The organism is Butyrivibrio sp. NC2002 (assembly GCF_000702265.1).
Taxonomy (GTDB): Bacteria; Bacillota; Clostridia; order Lachnospirales; family Lachnospiraceae; genus Butyrivibrio.
Genome location: NZ_JNKZ01000007.1, coordinates 98,017 through 117,548, shown reverse-complemented (window position 1 = coordinate 117,548; position 19,532 = coordinate 98,017). Strand labels below are relative to the sequence as shown.

The following is a 19,532-nucleotide window of genomic DNA, read 5'->3' as shown; positions in this document are numbered from 1 at the left end:
CATCAGATTTCAATTTCACAATCAGGTTCAACCTTTTTGCAGGCTTTTACAGCAAGCTGAAGGATGTTGTCATAGTTGTCTTCATCAGCTTCAAGTGTAAGTTTCTGAGTCATGAAATTAACTCTTGCATCCTTAACTCCATCAAGCTTCTTGATGGCATCCTCCATCTTTGCAGCACAGTTAGCACAATCAACTTCACATTTGTAGGTCTTTTTCATTGTTATAATCCTCACTTTTCTTTTTTATTATCATTATTTTTCTTCTATGTGTTCTCTTCCCATAGAAATAATGGTTCTTACATGATCATCTGCAAGATAATAATATATCTGCTTACCATCTCGTCTGCTGTTTACCAGCTTATTTACTTTTAAGATCTTAAGCTGATGTGACACTGCAGACTGCGTCATTTGTAGGTTCTCCGCAAGATCGTTCACACAAAATTCCGAAACAAACAGTGCAAACAGGATTCTTATTCTGGTCGAGTCCCCAAAGACTTTAAAAAGTTCTGCAAGATCATACATCTCTTCCTCATCCGGAAGTTCTTCAAGCTTGCATGTCAATTTGTTGTCCATTGGCTAAGCTCCTTATTTTGGTTGCAGGAAAAATTCATAACTCCTGCATTTGTGATATTAGTTACGTTTTTATATTTTAAGTTCCAAACATATGAACATTTATTCATATGTTTGAATATAATATACCTCCAAAAAATGCTTATGTCAATACAATTTAATATAATAAAAAGAGCCATTGAATAAAAAGAACTATCGCTTAGGATCCGATAACACATCCCGCCGATAGCCCTTGCTTTATTTCATTTATTTTATTTTTGTGCTCTTTACATTAGACCAGTCTGAGTAATACCTTGTATTGTTGTGCTCTACATATGTTCGCCAAATTTAGTTAGAAATTTTTGCTTTTTCATACCGTTCCCTCTTTCTATGGTCCTAAGGGGGTACCGCTTGCGGTGGATTCCTTAGGACGGTCTAATGTTTTCATAACTTGCTTTACACTACACCCCAAATGTAATAAATGAATTTCTTTAATATAGTCAGGCTTCTATATCCTTCTTAGGAACAATTTTTCCGTCCTTTACTACAAACTCGCCAATCTCTTTTATTTTGCTGGCATAAGCAAGCTCTTCAGCATCCTGACATCCGATAAAATATACTCTCTCAATCATATCTCTGTTAAAGAATACCATCTTCCCGGGATCTACAATTCCCTCGGGAAAAGTGCATGCTGAGTAGTCATATACTTTATCATCACCGTTCTTCATCTGAATACGGCCGCAGATTACTACTCTCTTTTCTCCGCCTTTTAATAAGACAACCGAACCAACAGGTAAAAGTAATTCATTAAACATTTTTTCATCCTCTTTCTTACATTACTTTTGATAAAACAAATTCGTCTCTGGTAGTTATGTTTGATACACTAACACTCTTAATCATTTGATTAAATGTGTGGTAATGTCCAAGATACCATTGCAGGACCATAAGTGTTGCTTCCATGAGATATCCTTCATCAACATCCATATCAAAATCATAAACATCATTTATTATTTTGGACGGTTGATGGACAGTAGCAATTTTTGTATCATCCTTATAAACAGCACAGGTCATGCCTTCTTTTCCAAAGCCTGCCTTGTACATAACATAACTTCCGGTATCCAGAAACATTCTCTGCAAAACAAATCTATTGTTTGTAACAAGCTTAGTGTCTTTTTCAAACATCCATCCTTCAGAATAATATCCGGTTATCCTAAAAGGCTTAATTGGTCTTAATACTACTTCCCTATATGGATTATTCATTATAGAATCAAGTAAACGAATTGGTTTTATTATCGCCTTTTTCCCATTTATCTGCACCATGGCAGATATAGAATAGTATGTCCTTTTAGCGGTAATAGCAATATTACCCAGGCTTTCACCATTCATATTTATAAGAGAAAAATCTACATTTCCAAACCATTTACTATTTTGCTTAAGTTTTAACTTCATCACATACTCCGTTATTACCAGGGCCAATCTATTTTAGGCATTTCAAAACCTGACCAGTCGATGGAGAATTCATCATCAACACCGACGAGAAGTATTTATTGTTTATTTCTTGCAACTCTGTTGATGATAACAGATAATACAAACGCAAAAACAGAAACTAATAAAAGCGTAGTCATTGATGACTGCATGGTTTTACCCTCTACTTTAAAAACAATTACCGAACTATATATAACTCCTATAAGCATTACTACAGAACTTACAAGTGAAGTATAATATATTGAACTCCACTCATCTCTGCTTATGTTGTGCCTTTTTTTATCCATCTTGTAAAAGAAAAGCCATATAATAAAAAGCAGAATGGAAACTGCAAGTGAGCCAAATGCACTTATTCTTATGTCTTTTGAATTCCCCATTGTCATATCTGTATTTTCAGCATTTATTCTTACAGTAGAAAGATCAAGATCAGGCTTCTCTATTGCGGTTATTCTTTTTGTATATTCTTCGCCATCATATAACCAATGCACCGTGTATTTATATTCTGTAACCTGTCTTAATCTTCTGTATGTCGTAAACGACTCAACATCTGTAAGATATCCGGGGACAGAAATATAATCATTTACTACTTCAGCCGTATGAAAATCATTTATTGCAGAAACTAAAGCAAGTGCTGCAAAAATAAGACACATCCGTCTGAAAAAATGTCTGTGATTATAAAATGCATTGCTAAATAATCTTTTCAAAATATACCTCCGAAATACTTAATACTTATCAATTAGATAATCCTTAGCTTTTCCTCTCGGTACTCCTTTTGCAGCATTTCCCGCTGTATCTTTGGCAGCTTTTTTCGCAGCTTTCTTAGCGGTTTCTTTTGTAACCTGCTTTGCTGCTTCTTTTGCAGCTTTAGCCTTATCTGCAGCCTTTTCTGCTCTCTTTAGTGCCTTTGTTGCTTTTTTTGCAGCTTTTGTTGCAGGAACTGAGCCGCCTGATTTTGCTGCTTTTTTAGCTGCAGTTTTTGCGGCTGCTTCTGCGACATCGTCTGCATGTTTAGCTGCTGTATTTGCTGCTTTAACTGACTTAACTGCCTTAGTAGCTCCCTTAATGATTTCGCCTGCAGAAGCTATATCAAGTCCAAGATTTACAATATCCCAAGCTATTACTCCACCTTCCACCCACGATATTTTGCCATCATCACCAAGTGCCTCAGATACATGATTTATAATATCGATTATATCTGTAAGGCAATTTATAACAGGAATAAAACTAAGGATCAATGCTATCGTTTCGATAACATCCTTTGGCAAACCTGATTCTTCTGCCAGCCAATCATAAACATTAAATGGTTCATCAGGATCTTCTTCATCACCTGAATTATCTCCCTGCTCAGGCTTTGAAGGTTTGCTTCCATCACCGCTGTTATCTGATGGCGTTGTCCCATTACCGTTACCACTTGGAGGAGTCGTAGCCTGACCGCCATTTATATGATTAGTGATATCTGTTTCAGCCTTTACATAAAGAGCAATTATTTTTTCAAGTGCTGTCGCTAAAATCTCGACCTGATTTGCTTCTAATTCAAGATTTGAATTAAGCCTTTCAAGCACTTCCCTTATAGCTTCTGTTTCAACGCCAATCCACAAGTCGCTGTGAACTTCCATAAGTCTGGATTTACGAGCTGTTAAACCTGATTTGTGATTTCTAAGACGAGTGACCTGGGCAGTTGCCTGATCCACATCTAAATAAAACTTCCCCAAAATGATTCCCTCCGACTAAACTTTAGTGTTATTCTTTCTCAGTCCTCTCAGCTTCAACTTCTTTTGCAATTTCTGCTATGATGAACTTCTGATTAACTTCATCAAGATCCTGATATCCAATATGGTAAACCATTACAATCTGCTCAGCATCGAAGAGATAAACATCATCTCCATCCATTCCCTGCGGATAAGGATATCCTGAGTAATCATATACTCTACCGTTTTCTTCATTATTGATCTGCTGTCTTCCGGCAATCATGATCTTTTCTTTCATGCCACCAAGCTGAACAACAGTCCCAATTGGAAATGTTTTAATCATACATACTCTCCTCTATTAACACCGGTCAAAATCCTATTTACTTCATTCAATCACGTATATTGCATACGCAAAAAGACAAAATTATCCGGCTCTTATTTTTCCTCACCAACGAATAATACTACATAAAGTGTGTAAATGATCATTTCCGCGACGAAATGCACAAAATCGAGGACGAATGACCATTTTTAGTCCCCTCTTAACGATTCTCTGATAATAGGCTCTCGCGAGATTATTTAAAACAACTCGCGAATTGCTCTTATCAAATGAAAATCCAAGCGGACACGATATCATGTCCGCTTGAACATATTTTTGCTTAAAGCTCTACTTTCTTATATGACTTCTTACCCTTACGAACCATTACACCTTCAGCGAATGTTTCCTTTGTGTATGTAGTCTTTACATCTGTAACCTTCTCATCCTTAAAGGTTACGCCGCCCTGCTCTACTGCACGTCTTGCTTCACTTCTTGTATTGCAAAGTCCTGCGCTTACAAGTACCTGAAGAATATCGATCACACCATCTCTAAAGTCTTCTTCCTTAAGAGAAACAGCAGGTACATTTGACATATCTCCGCCACCTGCAAAAAGTGCTCTTGCGCCATCCTGAGCTTTTGTAGCCTCTTCTTTTCCATGAACAAGGCTTGTAAGTTCAAATGCAAGGATTTCTTTCTTTTCATTGATCCTTGAATCATCCCATTTTTCCATCTCTTCGATTTCTTCGATAGGAAGGAAAGTAAGCATTTTAAGGCACTTATCAACGTCAGCATCACCGACATTTCTCCAATACTGATAGAAATCAAAAGGACTTGTTTTATTAGGATCAAGCCATACTGCATTTCCGGCTGTTTTACCCATCTTATTTCCGTTTGAATCAGTAAGAAGTGTGATTGTCATTGCATGAGCATCCTTGCCGAGCTTTCTTCTGATAAGTTCTGTACCGCCCAGCATGTTGCTCCACTGATCGTCACCACCAAACTCAAGATTGCAGTTGTACTTCTGGAACATGTAATAGAAGTCGTAGGACTGCATGATCATGTAGTTAAACTCAAGGAAGCTAAGTCCCTTCTCCATACGCTGCTTATAACACTCTGCTCTAAGCATATTGTTAACAGAAAAACATGCACCAACTTCTCTTAAAAGCTCGATGTAATTAAGGTTCATAAGCCAGTCAGCATTATTGACCATCATAGCCTTGCCTTCGCCGAAGTCGATGAATTTCTCCATCTGTCTCTTAAAGCATTCTGCATTGTGGTCGATGTCATCTCTTGTAAGCATCTTTCTCATGTCGGTTCTTCCTGAAGGATCGCCGATCATTGTTGTACCGCCGCCAATAAGAGCGATCGGCTTGTTTCCGGCTTGTTGAAGTCTCTTCATAAGTGTAAGAGCCATGAAGTGACCGGCTGTAAGTGAATCTGCAGTACAGTCAAATCCAATATAGAATGTTGCCTTTCCTGCATTCACCAGTTCTCTTATCTGCTCTTCATCTGTAACCTGAGCGATAAGGCCTCTTCTTTTAAGTTCTTCGTAAATCTGCATAACGCACCTCCTGAAATTTTGCGGAGTATAAAAAAGTCCTCCGCAATCAATTGACTGCGAAGGACGAATTAACTCGTGATACCACCTTCATTCATATGCAAATCACTCTGCATACCTCAGTAAGTACTTTGCCCACTATCCATGATCGCGATATATCGCATATCCTTAACCGGATTCAGACATCATACTCTTTCGACTAACGCTCGAATTCTCGTCACGGCTTACTAAATTTTTTTCAAAAACAAAATCATTCTTCCGTGCAGCTCCCGGATGTATTCATTTAAAGTCCAGTCTCCGCGCCTCTCACCAACCGGCAACTCTCTGTGGCAGGTACAGTAAACTACTTGTTCCGTTCAAAGCCTTTAAATAAAAATTATCAATATTTTAGACAATATGTCAAGGCTGTTTTTTGATCAGCTTAAAGAAAAAGAGCTGTAGGATGATTTCTCATTCTACAGCTCATCATGATCAATAAAAATTACTGAATGCAGCCTGCGATTGCAAAGCCCTTCTTGTTCTTACCAAAGCCAGCCTGATAGTAGTTGATTTCGCCATCTGTATAAGCGTCAGCCTTTGACTTCTTAATCTGACCATTTCTAAGACCGGCAAAGCCAATATAAACACCAGCCTTTTCGTAAGGCACATATACTGTATATGTATATGTTGTTGTTTTTCTCCAGCCCCAAATATAATATGTTGTATAGCCGGATCTAGCCTTCAGTGTTCTAGATGAAGAAGAGTTAGCATAGTCCATGTAACCATCAATAGCAACATCGTTAAGAGCATTACCCTGAGCATCAGTTACTATAAGTACATAATCGGAGATGTTTCCACCCTTTTTTCTTGATTCCTGAACAGTTCTGACAATATCGTTCTTAGAAAGATTAGATCTCTTAAGCTTTACTGAAACTGTGTACTTGTTGTAAATTGCGCCTGTACGATAATCCTTAATTACGCCATTATTAACAGCTGTCATTGAGTATGAAGCCTTCTTAGCCTTTGCTCCCTTGTAGTATACGCAGCTAACTTTACCTGAGTTCTTCTTAGTAAGCTTAACACCGGCAGCCTGTGCTTCAACAGGTGCGAATGTGAATGCGATTGCCAGGGCAAGAGCCATAGCAAGAATCTGTTTTACGATCTTTTTCATTTTTTCTTCTCCCATTTCCTTTATTACTTAGTGATTTACAACACTGTTTTCGAAAAGATTTACTTTTCAACAACGTTCCTCTATAATACCACATTTTGTGAAAATTGTGTTAAAACTTTTTAAAAAAATAATAAATTATAAATCCCACATACTGAGAAAAAAATACTCTGTGTGTGGGATTTATATTGTTTTACTTGATTTTTACTGACTTAAGGCCAACTTTTTTAAATACTCTCTTTATTGACTTCTTAGCTGATTTATTTACCTTTACAACAAATCCATCAGCATTTTTTCCAACAGCTTTTTTGCCAACCTTTGTAAGAACGTTTGAATTAATCTTAAGCTTCTTTAATTTTGTTGCTTTGAAAAATGCCTGTTTGCCAATCTTTGTTACGTTAGCGCCAAGAGTTACTGTCTTAACCTTCTTGTCCTTCATAAGAGCCTTGTCACCGATTTCAGTAACCTTCAGATCATAGCCCATATAATTAACTGTGTCAGGGATCACTACGCTTTTAGCAGATGCTACAACACCTGTAAAACGGAGGTTACCCTCTGCATCAGCGATAACATACTTATTGTTACCGTATGTTATTTCCTGTCCGGGTGTGAAAGAAACCTTGTTGCTTGCAGCATCTACTTTTATTGCAGCATCGGAATATTTAACAACAACTGTATATACAGATGTGCCGTCACCCGCTTTGCCCTCGATCATTTCTTCCATCATCATCATGAATTGCTTTGTAACTTCTTCAATTTCGGAAGGATCATCAGACAATTCTTTTATTTCACTTTTAGCAATTTTTTGCATGGCATTCTTATCCAAAACATATATACCGGTTCCGACACAATCAGAATCTGCATAAAAAGTTGTAGTATCTTTTCCTTTTACACCATAAATGTACTGTTTTGGTGATTCACTTAGTTTAAAAAGCACCTCATTCTTATTTAAATCAGGCTCATTTATTGAATATGCCATGGCACTTACTAGCGTAGCAACACATTTTTTAGATTCTTCAGATAATCCGGACTGTGGAGTATCATAGTCATCGTTAACAACATATTTCTGACCGTTACTTAAGTCAATTTCGAACGTTCTGTTAGCTGCCTTTGCAGTAAACCCAAATGCACAGGTGATAAGTACACCCATAAAAATTGCGCATACAAAATTGATCATACTTTTGCATGCGCTTTGTTTAAAACTGTTTCCCATTAAATTGTTCCTCCTAAAAACTTTTTTCAACAAGAACAATCTAATCATATATACTATATCTCGTCAATAAAGAAATCACATAGTTTATCTGTAATTTGTTTATATTTCCTTTCCTGCAAAAAATTAAAAATTATCTATTCAATTATCTGCAGTACTTTTTTTATGTCCTCTTCTGTCAATTCCATTTTCCTGATAATAACGGGATTTTACTTCGTACATCATCATATCAGCTATCTTTTCAAGCTCGCAGGTATCAGCATCAGGATGATCCTTATGGGTTGCATAACCAATAGACATGCAGAGTTCATCAATAATCTGACCGCTCCACCCCTTTGACATCTGTGTGATCTTGTCAGACAGTTTATCCACATCTTTAGTGTGAACCAATGCCGTAAATTCATCTCCACCGGTTCTATATACTTTTCCGGAGCTTCCGATAGCATTTCTAATAATATCTGCTGCGCCTTTTATAAGTTCATCACCTGCAGCATGACCTTTGGTATCATTTGCATGTTTTAATCTGTTTAGATCGATACTTAAAACCGCAAAATCTTCTTCGATCGCTTTTCCATCTTTTGCCTTGATGTCTTCATCCAGACTTCTTCTGTTAAACAGTCCGGTGAGTTCATCGGTATAAGATATACGAACAAGAGTCTCCTCTCTTCTCTTTGCCTCATCTATATTCTGTATCGTATATATAACAAGGAAAGGAATATCATTTTCGTCACTCTCAACGTTAATATATTGAGCACGAAACCATCCATTGTCTTTATCTATAAACTCGGCTGAGATAATCTTCTTTTTATACAGTCTGTTTTGGATGGTACGCATATTTGTAAAGTCAAGAAATGCATCAAGATGCTCCTCAACAACTTTTCTCTTTATCATATGATTCATTCTGCTGTGAGCATGGATTTCAAGATTGATATCATGCGCACGGTATCCCTTATCAAGAAGGGACATCTCCGTCATTTTATGAAAATCAAGTAGATTAGCATATTCGTAAATGCCTGCCATTGAATCCAGAATATCCATCTGTGCGTTAAGCATATCCGCATGGTTTTTGATTTCATTATGCCTTTTTAACAGATCCCCAAAATATATGTTGGAAATCTTGGTGATCGTATAACCAACAACAAACATAAGAATGTATTCAATGACGTAATCGGAAATGGTATTCATAAAATACTTCGGAACTGTATTATAATCTAAGTTTATACTTGAGTTATATGGCGATATAAGCCATACAGAGATGACCATAAAAATGAAATTAGATACTGAGGCATACAAAAACACACCTATTTCGGTATAAAGTATGCTCAGCATAGGAACAAAAAACCATGTTAAATTTATATGAATATGCTCATACTCCATGATCATAATGAGCACATCCATAAAGAAAAACGCAAACATTCCTGCAGGGATCGAGTCTTTATACTTCTTAAGCAAAAAGTAGTGCACAATTGCCACTATAAGCATTCCGGCAGAAATCAAAGCACAAATAGAATACTTCGCAGCGGAAAAAACCTGCAGCTTTATACCAAGCGCAATTGCAGGTCCTACCAGAATGCAAAGCCATAATATAGTATTCAGGCGTCTGTTGACCTTAAGCCTGTTCGCGGATAAGAATTTGTCATATTCCAGATAATTCATCTTATTTTCGCGATGATAAAAAATATCAGTCATAGAAATCCCTTTTACCAATCAATGACATCATTTTCAGCCTTTGAATCCCTCAGCATGAGGTCTTTTGCAACTTCCCTTGCAGATTTATTCTCATAGATTATAAGATTTATCTGCTCAACTATGGGCATTTCCACATTATATTTTTGAGCAAGAAGGTATGCTGATCTGGCACTGTTTACACCTTCAACCACCATTTTGACCTGTTTGCAGGCTTCTTCACAGCTAAGCCCTTGTCCCATGAGGATACCGGCTTTTCTGTTTCTTGAATGCATTGATGCACATGTTACTACAAGGTCTCCAATACCTGAAAGACCGGCAAATGTCTCAAATCTTCCGCCCATAGCATTACCAAGTCTGGACATTTCTGCGATTCCTCTTGTTATAAGAGCTGCCTTTGCATTATCTCCATAGCCCATACCATCAGCTATTCCGGCGGCAAGCGCTATCACATTTTTAAGCGCCGCTCCTATCTCTATTCCAAGCATATCAGGACTTATATATACTCTGAAGGTATCAGACATAAATACGTCCTGTACCTTTTTAGCGACTTCCTTGGAAAAAGCACCGACTACAATCGTGGTCGGAAGGTTTTTTCCAACCTCCTCTGCATGGGAAGGACCGGAAAGGACGGTTACCTCTGAACCCGGAAGTTCATCAAGTATTACGTCCGACATCAGCATAAGTGAATCCTTCTCTATGCCCTTGGAACAATTGACAATTATCTGTTTCTTCTCAGGCCCTGCAAGATATGGTCTCATCTTTTTACATACATTTCTGATCTCCACAGACGGAACTGTGAGGACTATTATGTCCATATCTTTCAGAGCTTCTTCCATATCTGAAGTAATATTTATCTTTTCATCAAGGTAAACTCCGGGGAGCTTATCCTTATCCTCTCTGTCAGCTTTTAATCTGTCAGCACTTTCTAATCTTCTAGCGTATAATGTCACATTATGTCCGTTACTACTAAGTCTGTATGCAAGAGCTATTCCCCAACTTCCCGCACCTATGACAGCTACGTTTTTACAGTCCAAAATGATCTCCTTTTTTAATCAACTTTATTCTTTTTGAAAATATAAGTTTTTCTCTCGTTACCTTTAAGCAGTCTCTCTATATTTGCTCTGTGCTGATAAAATGCAAGCGCCGTAAGAGCAAATGCAATAATATACATCTCAATAAGGTGTATCTGGCTCATTCCGAATATTCCCATCTGCCCTTCTATCACTACCTGAATAAAAAATGCAGCATAAAGGCAAAGTGATCCAAGTGATACAAAGTGAGTGATATTAAAAGGAATAAGAAATGCAAGTACGCCTACAAGCGGAAACTCCGGTCTTAAGAAGCCGCAGATATAACCTGCTGTACAGGCTATTCCCTTTCCTCCCTTAAACTTGAGGAAAACAGGGAAATCATGTCCCAATATACATCCTGCTGCAGCATAAATCTTCAAAAGATAAACCATGTCAGGATGACTTTTTCCAAACAAAACACCTACGAGTGTTACAGCGATAAAGCACTTTAGCATATCGCCAAAGAGCACGGTAAATCCGGCTTTTGCACCGAGTACTCTAAGAGTATTTGTGGTTCCCGCATTACCACTCCCTACGTTTCTTATATCGACACCTTTTAACTTGCAATAAAGTACTGCAGTCTGAAACATGCCAAAAACATAGCCAATAAGTAAACAATAAACCCTTACCAAAACTTTTTTCCCCCTGAATTACTTTTCGTTCTTTCTTTCTCTTATTATAAATTTAAGTGGCGTTCCTTTAAAGCCAAATGATGCTCTTATCTGATTTTCTATATATCTGGTATATGAAAAATGCATAAGCTTCTTATCATTAACAAAGATTACAAAGGTCGGAGGTTTGACCGCTGCCTGGGTAATATAGAATAGTTTGAGCATCTTACCCTTATCTGACGGGGGCTGCTGCATTACAACTGCCTGCATCATTATCTCATTAAGCACACCTGTTGCAACTCTCATTGCATGGTTCTCACTTACCGCATCAATCATGTCATAGAGTTTAACAAGTCTCTGTCCGGTCTCAGCGGAAATAAAAATTATCTCAGCATAAGGCATAAATGAAAGTGTTGTGCGAACATCCTTGGTAAACTCATTTACGGTCTTATTATCTTTTTCGATAAGATCCCATTTATTAACAGCAATGATTATGCCTTTTCCTCTGTCGTGCGCAATTCCTGCAATCTTGGCATCCTGCTCGGTAACGCCTTCATCGGCATTTATTACGATAACCGCTACGTCTGCTCTTTCAACCGCAGTAACGGTTCTTAGTATCATGTACTCCTCGAGCTTTTCTTTAACCTTGTTCTTTCTTCGAAGTCCGGCTGTATCAATGAAGGTATATTTTTTGCCATTATATTTTACTTCCGTGTCGATTGCATCACGCGTTGTACCTGCAACGTCAGAAACAATAAGTCTGTTCTCGCCGCAGAGCCTGTTGATAATAGAGCTCTTACCTACATTCGGCTTACCGATAACAGCAACTCTTATTGTGTCATCTTCTTCCTCTTCAGCATCTGAAGGATTAAAGTATTTAACAACTTCCTCAAGAAGATCACCTATTCCCTGTTTGTTTGCAGCACTTATAGATATAGGATCACCTATACCGAGGTTGTAAAACTCATACACATCAAGGCTGTCACGCTTAAAGCTGTCAACCTTGTTTACGCACAGAACAATCGGCTTTCTGGATTTTCTGAGCATGTCGGCAACCTGAGAGTCCGCATCGGTAAGTCCCTGCTTGACATCAACCATGAATATTATGACATCAGCAGTTTCAATAGCTATCTCCGCCTGGTCTCTCATCTGTGTCAGGATCGTGTCGTTGGAATCAGGCTCGATACCACCTGTATCAACAAGTGTAAAGTTGTAATTAAGCCACTCCACATCCTGATATATTCTGTCTCTTGTTACGCCGGGAGTATCCTCGACGATTGATATGTTTTTTCCAGCGACTGCGTTAAAGAAAGTACTCTTTCCTACATTTGGTCTGCCCACAACAGCCACTATATTTTTTCTTTTCATAAATTACCATCCTGTCTATGGTCCTAAGGGGTACCGCTTGCGGTGGATTCCTTAGGACGGTCTAATGTTTTCATAACTTGCTTTACACTACCCTGCTTAATATTCCGAATATAAAATCCCTGCCGGAAGGACCTAGGATCTTAACTTCAGTGCCAAGCTTTTCTGCGATCTCATCTATGGTCACATCATCAAGCAGGTAGTTCTCTCCTGCCCTTAGGACATTTCTTGGAAGAAATACCTTACTTCCTATCGGTGTACCTGTAAGCTGTTCTATTATATCGCACCCTGTCAAAAGCCCTGTCACGGTGATCCTCTCACCGAAAAAGTTATTTGTTATCTCATGTACATGAATCTTCAGATTCGGCACAAGTTCCATAAGCTTTTCCGACATCTTGCAGATATATGGATAAATAAGCTTACCGCAAACTGTGGATACTTCATCTGAAAAGGTATTAAAATCTATACCCTCTATGCCATTTTCCTTAATTTCGCTTAAGGCTTCTTCAAATTCATCTATCAAAAGCCTTACCATTCCGACGCCGTTTTCAAGCTGGCCGTACCCGTCATATATATCAGCCTCCGGAATCGGAAGATCTGCGATCATATACCATTCGTCCGATGCATGGACAAAATGATCCTTATATTCATTATAAGACTTTTCCTGCCAAAAGCTAATCTCCTTTATAACTTCCAGAGCATCTTCTTTTTCAAAAGGCTCAAGTGGATAAAGCCCATCTCTGAATTTTGAGAGTCCAACAGGAACAACTGATACGCTTTTGAGGTTAGGTCTGTAATTATACAGGTCCGAAAGGCTTCTGTGAAGCTCTTCTTTATCATTGACACCTTTGCACAAAACGATCTGTCCGTTTATCTCAATGCCTGTTCCTTCGGCGCACAGTCTGTCCACCTTCTTAAGAGCCTCTCCCGCAAATCTGTTGTTTAGCATCTTACAGCGAAGCTCCGGATTAGTCGTCTGAAAAGACACATTAATAGGTGACAAATGATATTTCAGTATTCTGTCAATATCCTTGTCACTCATGTTTGTAAGTGTTACATAATTGCCCTGTAAAAACGAAAGTCTCGCATCATCATCTTTAAAATAAAGCGTCTCCCTCATTCCGGGAGGCATCTGATCTATGAAACAGAAAATACATTTGTTGGAACATGATCTGTAGTCATCCATCAGTCCGTTCTCGAATTCGATGCCCAGATCCTCATCATAATCTTTTTCGATATCAAGCTCCCACTCCTCACCGTTCGGCTTCCTTATAAGGAGCGTAACTTCTTCATCCTGGATCATATACTGATAATCGAAAATATCTTCTACTACTTCACCATTTATTTCAAGGAGCCTGTCCATGGGAGCAATTTCCATCTCCATGGCGATGCTGCCTTCCAAAACTCTGCTTATTAAATGTCCTTTATTCATTAAAACCACCATAAAAAAATAGAGCTTTTGTTTTCCTATATAAGAACAACAAAAAATCTGTACTGTTTAAACATTATACATGAAATTTCTTGACGTGTCAGTATTCATACCCTAAGATAATAGCTGAATAAAATTCATTGTTTTATGTATTTTATAAATAATATTTTTTCAAATATGTTAGGAGATAAAATGCCTGATTTTCAAAAACTTGATTCATCAATTCCCGTAGCTCCTTTGGCCGTAATTGTTATGGATTCAGCAAAGGAACTTGGAACCCTTGTAAACGATCATCTAGTTAATTTCCGTCACAATTTTCACAACCTTGAGACAAATGACCCGGCTTTTCAGGGCTATTCAAGAGACAACTACATGGTGAGATACTCAAATCCCAGATTTGGCAGTGGAGAAAGTAAAGCCCAGATGCTCGAATCTCTTAGAGGTAAAGATGTTTTTATCCTTACTGATGTAATGAACCACAGTATGACTTACAAAATGTACGGATATGACAACTATTACTCTCCCGATGACCACTATCAGGATCTTAAGAGAGTTATCGCCGCTATCAACGGAAAAGCCAGACGAATCAATGTGATCATGCCTTTCTTATATGAAGGAAGACAGCATAATAAAAATAACAGAGAATCCCTTGATGCTGCAGTAATGTTCGCTGAGCTCTACAAAATGGGTATTGATAACTTCATCACTTTCGATGCTCATGACCCCAGGATCTCAAATGCAGCACCTATTTCAGGCTTTGATAATTTCATGGCTTCGCCTCAGTTTATGAAAGCTCTTATTTCAAATATTCCGGACCTTACCGTAGATAAGGAACATCTTACAGTAATAAGCCCGGACGAGGGTGCGTTGGACCGCGCTGTTACATTTGCCAACGTTTTGGGAGTTGATACCGGTATGTTCTACAAACGCCGTGATTTCTCCAAGGTGGTTAACGGTTCCAATCCTATCGTTGCACACGAATACCTCGGCTCTTCCATCGAAGGAAAAGACGTTATCATAATCGATGACATGATCTCATCCGGCGGAAGTATGATCGATACTGCAAGACAGCTCAAGTTAAAGAAGGCAAAGCGCGTATTTATCTGCACAACCTTCGGACTTTTCACAAATGGTATGGAATCATTTGATGAAGCATATAAGAACGGTATATTCGATGCGGTTATCACAACCAACCTGATCTACCAGAATCCGGAATTTATGGAAAGACCTTATTATATAGTAAGTGACATGAGTAAGTTCCTTGCAACCATCATCGATTTCATGAATCATGACAGTACTCTTAGTTCTGTTATCACACCTATAGAAAAGCTTCATAAAATCCTTGAAAAATACAACTCAAGAAGTGCAAAAACAGAGGACCTCTTCGATTAAGAAGAAGTCCTTTTTATATCATATTATAATTATCTCATCGCATTAACATCAGAGGTTTCCGCAGACGGATTGCCTTTACTGAAATGAGAAGTAAAGAATGTGACATTTACCTTAAAGAGGTCACCGTCAAGGATTATCTCGAATTTTCCGCCCATTGCTAATGTAAGGCTCTTTGCTATCGAAAGGCCAAGTCCGCTTCCTTCAGTACTTCTGGAAATATCTCCTCTGATGAATCTCTCTGTAAGCTCGTCTGCCTTTATATTGAGTTCATTTTTAGAGATGTTCTTTACAGAAAATGTTGCGGCGTGTTCTCCATCATCATCCTCCTGAACCTCCAAATCAAGATATACTCTGGTTCCGGGAAGTGCATATTTACATACATTATTGAGCAGGTTTTCTATGACTCTATAGAGCTGTCTCGGATCCGCCATGATCAGAACATCATATTTTTCGCACTTAAGAATAGGTGTAAGCTCATAGTCGGCAAATTTCTCATAGAACTCACCAAGAATCTGATTAATGATCTCCGCATAGTTTATCTGCTCCGGATGAAGTGTTATATTTCCTGATGAAATCTTAGATGCCTCAACCAGGTCATCAGTCAGCTGCCTAAGTCTCTGAGCCTTGTTTTCAAGAATCGCGATGTACTCTCTTGCTCTTGTATCCTGTATATTTTCTCTCTTTAACAGATCAACATAGTTTATTATCGATGTAAGAGGTGTCTTGATATCGTGGGATACGTTCGTTATAAGATCCGCCTTAAGCTTTTCATCTCTCATACTTCGGTTAACAGCTTCTTCAACCGCATCAGCAATTGAATTAAGCTCATTAGCAAGATAGATATTTGATCCATGGACCTTACTGGTATCTATTTTTACGTCTAGCTCACCTTTTCTTATTTTCTCAAGGGCTCTTATCATTATTACTCTGTCATTGCTCAGATTGTATATATAGATACCGATTCCTATATCCAAAACCGCAGCAATTGCAATTCCCACATAGTCCAATTTATAAACAACTATAAAATTGATAAACACAGAGATAATATAGGGTACAAAGGTTCTAAGGAACAGATTCTGCTTGATCGTAAGCTTATCCGAAATCTTTCTGACCACTCCTCCAAATCTGTACAAAAGAGTGTTTTTAATAAACACCTTGTACTTGATTCTTCTTATTGTACTGTAAAAAACAAAAGAAATTGCATTATCATCAAAAAATGCAGCACCTGCAATGATCAGGCAGGTAAAATGTATATTTTTGAAATAATGCGGGTACAGGTCATATAAATAATTAAGCACTACGGCAAGTGATCCAATAAGAATAACGCAAATAGCAAGCGCAAGTCCAAAAGGAATAGAGTCTATCCTTTCAAGACCACCTATTGAGCCATCGCTGTATTCAGTCTTTCCCTCGTAAATAGAAAGGTGAATGATAACGATTACATAGATCACGCTAAACAGTAATATAAGTGCATAAAACTGTTTGAAATAAGGCATATATCTGTCAAAAATTTCCTGACCCAGCGTAAAATCATCAGCTCTTGAGAGGTTTCCCGTATCAACAGCAAAGTAGAACTTCATCTGATCCGGAAAAGCGTAGTCATAACTGCTTAAGATATTTCTGACCTCTTCCTCAGTAATTGATGTATTGGTAGAATAATCAATTTCATAAGGGCAATAATATATATATGTTCCGTAAGTTTTAAATGTATCTCCGATGTTAATACCTGTTGTATTCCTTTTTAAGGATTCCACATTGGTAAAAACTTCTGTCCTTGCATTTATAGTTCTTGTAATATAGAATCTGAGATTTGACTTATAAAAACCATATTTTTTCTTATAATCTGAATAGTTTTCGTAATTTGTAGCCATCGTGGAGGCAGCTTCCGTAATATTTGCGCACAGATCGTTGTAGTCTTCCCAATTGGAAACTATATCCTCGATATCTTCACCGTAAATGGTCTTATATCTGGGAACAAGAATTGTGTGGACGCCGGAACCGTCATATAAACTGTTCTGAGTTGCATTGGTCCTTACAGTATTATTATCAAGCTGGGAACTAAGGAAACTGTTCATTCCGCTCTCAACATTATTTTTCATGAGATGCGTATAAACAGTTGTATTTCCGAAAAAGTTGGAACTCTCACTGGCAGTATATTTTTTCTCATCATACTCAAAACCGTTCTGAGCCCACTTTATAAGATCCGAAACCCGATAAACTGCAGTTATATAATCTCCCTGCAGCATGGAGTTTCGGTTAACAAACGCAGTAACATCAATAGTTTTATCCGCATTATATTCACCATCTGTTTCAAGAAGCGTACTCACAGCGGCATATGCGGCTATATTTGAAAGATTGCTCTTAAGAATATCAGAAAACAGTTTCGACTCCTCATAAGAATGGCCATAATCATTCTGGCTGATCCTGTATTCTTTTCCATCTTCACCTGTAAAAGCTGATCCGGTTACAACATAAAAAACTATTCCTGCCACAATGGCAATACTTATATGTTGAAATATTCTAAGTATATTTCTGCTCGTCCAGGATATGGTTTTCTTTCTGAGAATCTTTTCAATCATTATTAACCCTCGGTGTCAATCTTATATCCCACGCCCCATACAACCTTCAGATATTTGGGATCTTTGGGATCAATTTCTATTTTTTCTCTTATATGTCTTATATGAACTGCTACGGTATTATCAACCGCAACTGCATTCTCATTCCAGATATTCTCATAGATTTCATTAATGGAGAAAACCTTGCCTTTGTTTTTTACAAGGAAGAGAAGAATATTATATTCGATTTTCGTAAGCTTGACTTCCTCGCCGTCAACTGTAACTGTTTTGGCATTGTCGTCAAGAACCAGCTCTCCTGCTCTGAAAACATTGTCGCCGTCCTGAGCCTTATCCACATTTCCAAGCTGAGTATATCTTCTTAAGTTTGACTTTACTCTTGCAACAAGTTCCAATGGATTAAAGGGCTTTGTAACATAATCATCGGCGCCTATATTAAGTCCAAGTATCTTATCTGCATCCTCTGATTTGGCAGAAAGGATGATTATCGGAATGGTACTGTGCTCTCTTATCTTCATAGTACATTGAATTCCATCCATAACCGGCATCATAAGGTCTATAACAGCAACCTGAATATCCTCTTTTTCCAGGATATCAAGAGCCTCCTGCCCATTATATGCTTTGAAAACCTTAAGACCTTCCTGCTGTAAATATATGTCTATAGCGTCTACAATTTCTTTATCATCATCACATACTAAAACATTCTGCATCTACTGTTCCTCCAAACACCCTCCGAGATATACTCGAATGCGTTCTCAATATAGTTGATCGTCGCTGCACCCGATTCACTTATGTTTATGGCTGCAACATCATATCTCCTTGAATGGTTCTCACCAATTGAATATCTCTTACAATAAAAATCAGAAACCCTGCATATAGTCCGCATCTTACGGTGATCAACAGCGTATTCCGCAGAACCATAGCCAGTTCCTGTTCTGAATTTCACTTCTATAAATATCAGATACCTGCCGTCCTTTGCGATGATATCCACTTCTCCGCTTTTACATCTGAAATTCCGCTCTACAATAGAATATCCTTTTTCTTTGATGAACTCACAAACAAGAGACTCATAGTAATTTCCAATTTCTCTTTTGTTCATCCGAATATTATACCACATTTTTCTAAATACTATTTATTAAATTATATGTTAAACCTTTGGTCTTTTGCCTTGATCTTGTCCATGGCATCAACAAAAACAAGAATTTCAGCCACAACTTCATAAAGCTCAGGAGGGATCATCTCACCGATCTCAAGCTTTGAAAGCGTATCAGCAAGCTTACTGTCCTCATGAACCGGTATGTCGTTTTCTTCAGCGGATTCAATAATTCGTTCCGCGATCTGGCCTTTTCCGCTCGCTACAACTCTGGGCGCGCCGTCTTCATTGGGGTCATACGCAAGCGCTATCGCCTGTTTTGGTTTTCCATCTTTGTTTTTTCCACTCTCAGCCATGA

Annotated in this window: 20 protein-coding genes and 1 other annotated feature; of the genes, 1 reads left to right on the top strand and 19 read right to left on the bottom strand. The window is 38.1% G+C overall.

Features of this window, described 5'->3' with window-relative positions; all coding sequences use genetic code 11:
- Positions 1-2: 2 nt before the first annotated feature.
- The 15 genes from T543_RS03870 to T543_RS03800 all read right to left on the bottom strand — a co-directional run bounded on the left by T543_RS03870 (position 3) and on the right by T543_RS03800 (position 14,119).
- On the bottom strand, positions 3-218 hold the full coding sequence (locus T543_RS03870; protein WP_035765983.1) for a cation transporter: 216 nt from the start codon (positions 216-218) through the stop codon (positions 3-5).
- Positions 219-251: 33 nt separating this feature from the next.
- A complete protein-coding gene (locus tag T543_RS03865) occupies positions 252-572 on the bottom strand; it encodes an ArsR/SmtB family transcription factor (protein ID WP_051638520.1) in 321 nt (106 codons plus the stop codon).
- A 476-nt stretch (positions 573-1,048) separates the two neighbouring features.
- Entirely contained in the window at positions 1,049-1,363 is a 315-nt protein-coding gene (locus T543_RS03860) for a DUF4176 domain-containing protein (RefSeq protein ID WP_035765982.1), read from the bottom strand.
- 16 nt (positions 1,364-1,379) lie between these two features.
- Positions 1,380-1,997, bottom strand: a complete 618-nt coding sequence (locus tag T543_RS03855) for a hypothetical protein (RefSeq protein WP_035765981.1) — start codon at positions 1,995-1,997, stop codon at positions 1,380-1,382.
- A 95-nt stretch (positions 1,998-2,092) separates the two neighbouring features.
- Positions 2,093-2,737, bottom strand: coding sequence for a hypothetical protein (locus T543_RS03850; RefSeq protein WP_035765980.1), 645 nt, complete (start codon positions 2,735-2,737; stop codon positions 2,093-2,095).
- 18 nt (positions 2,738-2,755) lie between these two features.
- A complete protein-coding gene (locus tag T543_RS16025) occupies positions 2,756-3,745 on the bottom strand; it encodes a hypothetical protein (RefSeq protein ID WP_051638519.1) in 990 nt (329 codons plus the stop codon).
- Positions 3,746-3,773: 28 nt separating this feature from the next.
- Positions 3,774-4,064, bottom strand: a complete 291-nt coding sequence (locus tag T543_RS03840) for a DUF4176 domain-containing protein (protein WP_035765979.1) — start codon at positions 4,062-4,064, stop codon at positions 3,774-3,776.
- Between the two features lie 313 nt (positions 4,065-4,377).
- On the bottom strand, positions 4,378-5,598 hold the full coding sequence (gene tyrS / locus T543_RS03835) for a tyrosine--tRNA ligase (protein WP_035765978.1): 1,221 nt from the start codon (positions 5,596-5,598) through the stop codon (positions 4,378-4,380).
- Positions 5,599-5,654: 56 nt separating this feature from the next.
- Positions 5,655-5,964: a binding site (T-box leader), on the bottom strand.
- 112 nt (positions 5,965-6,076) lie between these two features.
- The gene (locus T543_RS03830; RefSeq protein ID WP_035765977.1) at positions 6,077-6,745 is read right to left on the bottom strand and encodes a hypothetical protein; all 669 of its coding nucleotides are present in this window, start codon (positions 6,743-6,745) and stop codon (positions 6,077-6,079) included.
- Between the two features lie 190 nt (positions 6,746-6,935).
- Positions 6,936-7,955 carry a leucine-rich repeat protein gene (locus T543_RS03825; RefSeq protein ID WP_035765976.1) on the bottom strand — a complete coding sequence of 340 codons (1,020 nt, stop codon included), beginning with the start codon at positions 7,953-7,955 and terminating at the stop codon, positions 6,936-6,938.
- 138 nt (positions 7,956-8,093) lie between these two features.
- Complete coding sequence (locus tag T543_RS15040) at positions 8,094-9,641, bottom strand: GGDEF domain-containing protein (protein ID WP_051638518.1); 1,548 nt, start codon at positions 9,639-9,641, stop codon at positions 8,094-8,096.
- A gap of 11 nt (positions 9,642-9,652) precedes the next feature.
- On the bottom strand, positions 9,653-10,675 hold the full coding sequence (locus T543_RS03815; RefSeq protein WP_035765975.1) for an NAD(P)H-dependent glycerol-3-phosphate dehydrogenase: 1,023 nt from the start codon (positions 10,673-10,675) through the stop codon (positions 9,653-9,655).
- Between the two features lie 14 nt (positions 10,676-10,689).
- Entirely contained in the window at positions 10,690-11,343 is a 654-nt protein-coding gene (gene plsY, locus T543_RS03810) for a glycerol-3-phosphate 1-O-acyltransferase PlsY (protein ID WP_035765974.1), read from the bottom strand.
- Positions 11,344-11,361: 18 nt separating this feature from the next.
- The gene (der, locus tag T543_RS03805; RefSeq protein ID WP_035765973.1) at positions 11,362-12,690 is read right to left on the bottom strand and encodes a ribosome biogenesis GTPase Der; all 1,329 of its coding nucleotides are present in this window, start codon (positions 12,688-12,690) and stop codon (positions 11,362-11,364) included.
- A gap of 82 nt (positions 12,691-12,772) precedes the next feature.
- Positions 12,773-14,119 (bottom strand): DUF512 domain-containing protein, encoded by a 1,347-nt coding sequence (locus T543_RS03800; protein WP_155843151.1) that lies wholly within the window; start codon positions 14,117-14,119, stop codon positions 12,773-12,775.
- A 189-nt stretch (positions 14,120-14,308) separates the two neighbouring features.
- Here T543_RS03800 and T543_RS03795 point away from each other — a divergent pair, with 189 nt between their 5' ends.
- The gene (locus T543_RS03795; protein ID WP_035765971.1) at positions 14,309-15,508 is read left to right on the top strand and encodes a ribose-phosphate pyrophosphokinase; all 1,200 of its coding nucleotides are present in this window, start codon (positions 14,309-14,311) and stop codon (positions 15,506-15,508) included.
- A 29-nt stretch (positions 15,509-15,537) separates the two neighbouring features.
- Here the strand turns inward: T543_RS03795 and T543_RS15035 are convergent, their stop codons facing one another.
- From T543_RS15035 to T543_RS03775, 4 genes are read right to left on the bottom strand one after another with little or no spacing between them, the layout of a single operon-like run.
- A complete protein-coding gene (locus T543_RS15035; protein WP_051638517.1) occupies positions 15,538-18,087 on the bottom strand; it encodes a sensor histidine kinase in 2,550 nt (849 codons plus the stop codon).
- Between the two features lie 2 nt (positions 18,088-18,089).
- The gene (locus T543_RS03785; protein WP_035765970.1) at positions 18,090-18,791 is read right to left on the bottom strand and encodes a response regulator transcription factor; all 702 of its coding nucleotides are present in this window, start codon (positions 18,789-18,791) and stop codon (positions 18,090-18,092) included.
- On the bottom strand, positions 18,776-19,180 hold the full coding sequence (locus T543_RS03780) for a YraN family protein (RefSeq protein ID WP_051638516.1): 405 nt from the start codon (positions 19,178-19,180) through the stop codon (positions 18,776-18,778). Before T543_RS03780 ends, T543_RS03785 begins: the two co-directional genes overlap by 16 nt.
- 41 nt (positions 19,181-19,221) lie before the next feature.
- Positions 19,222-19,530, bottom strand: coding sequence for an EscU/YscU/HrcU family type III secretion system export apparatus switch protein (locus T543_RS03775; protein ID WP_035765969.1), 309 nt, complete (start codon positions 19,528-19,530; stop codon positions 19,222-19,224).
- Positions 19,531-19,532 lie beyond the last annotated feature (2 nt).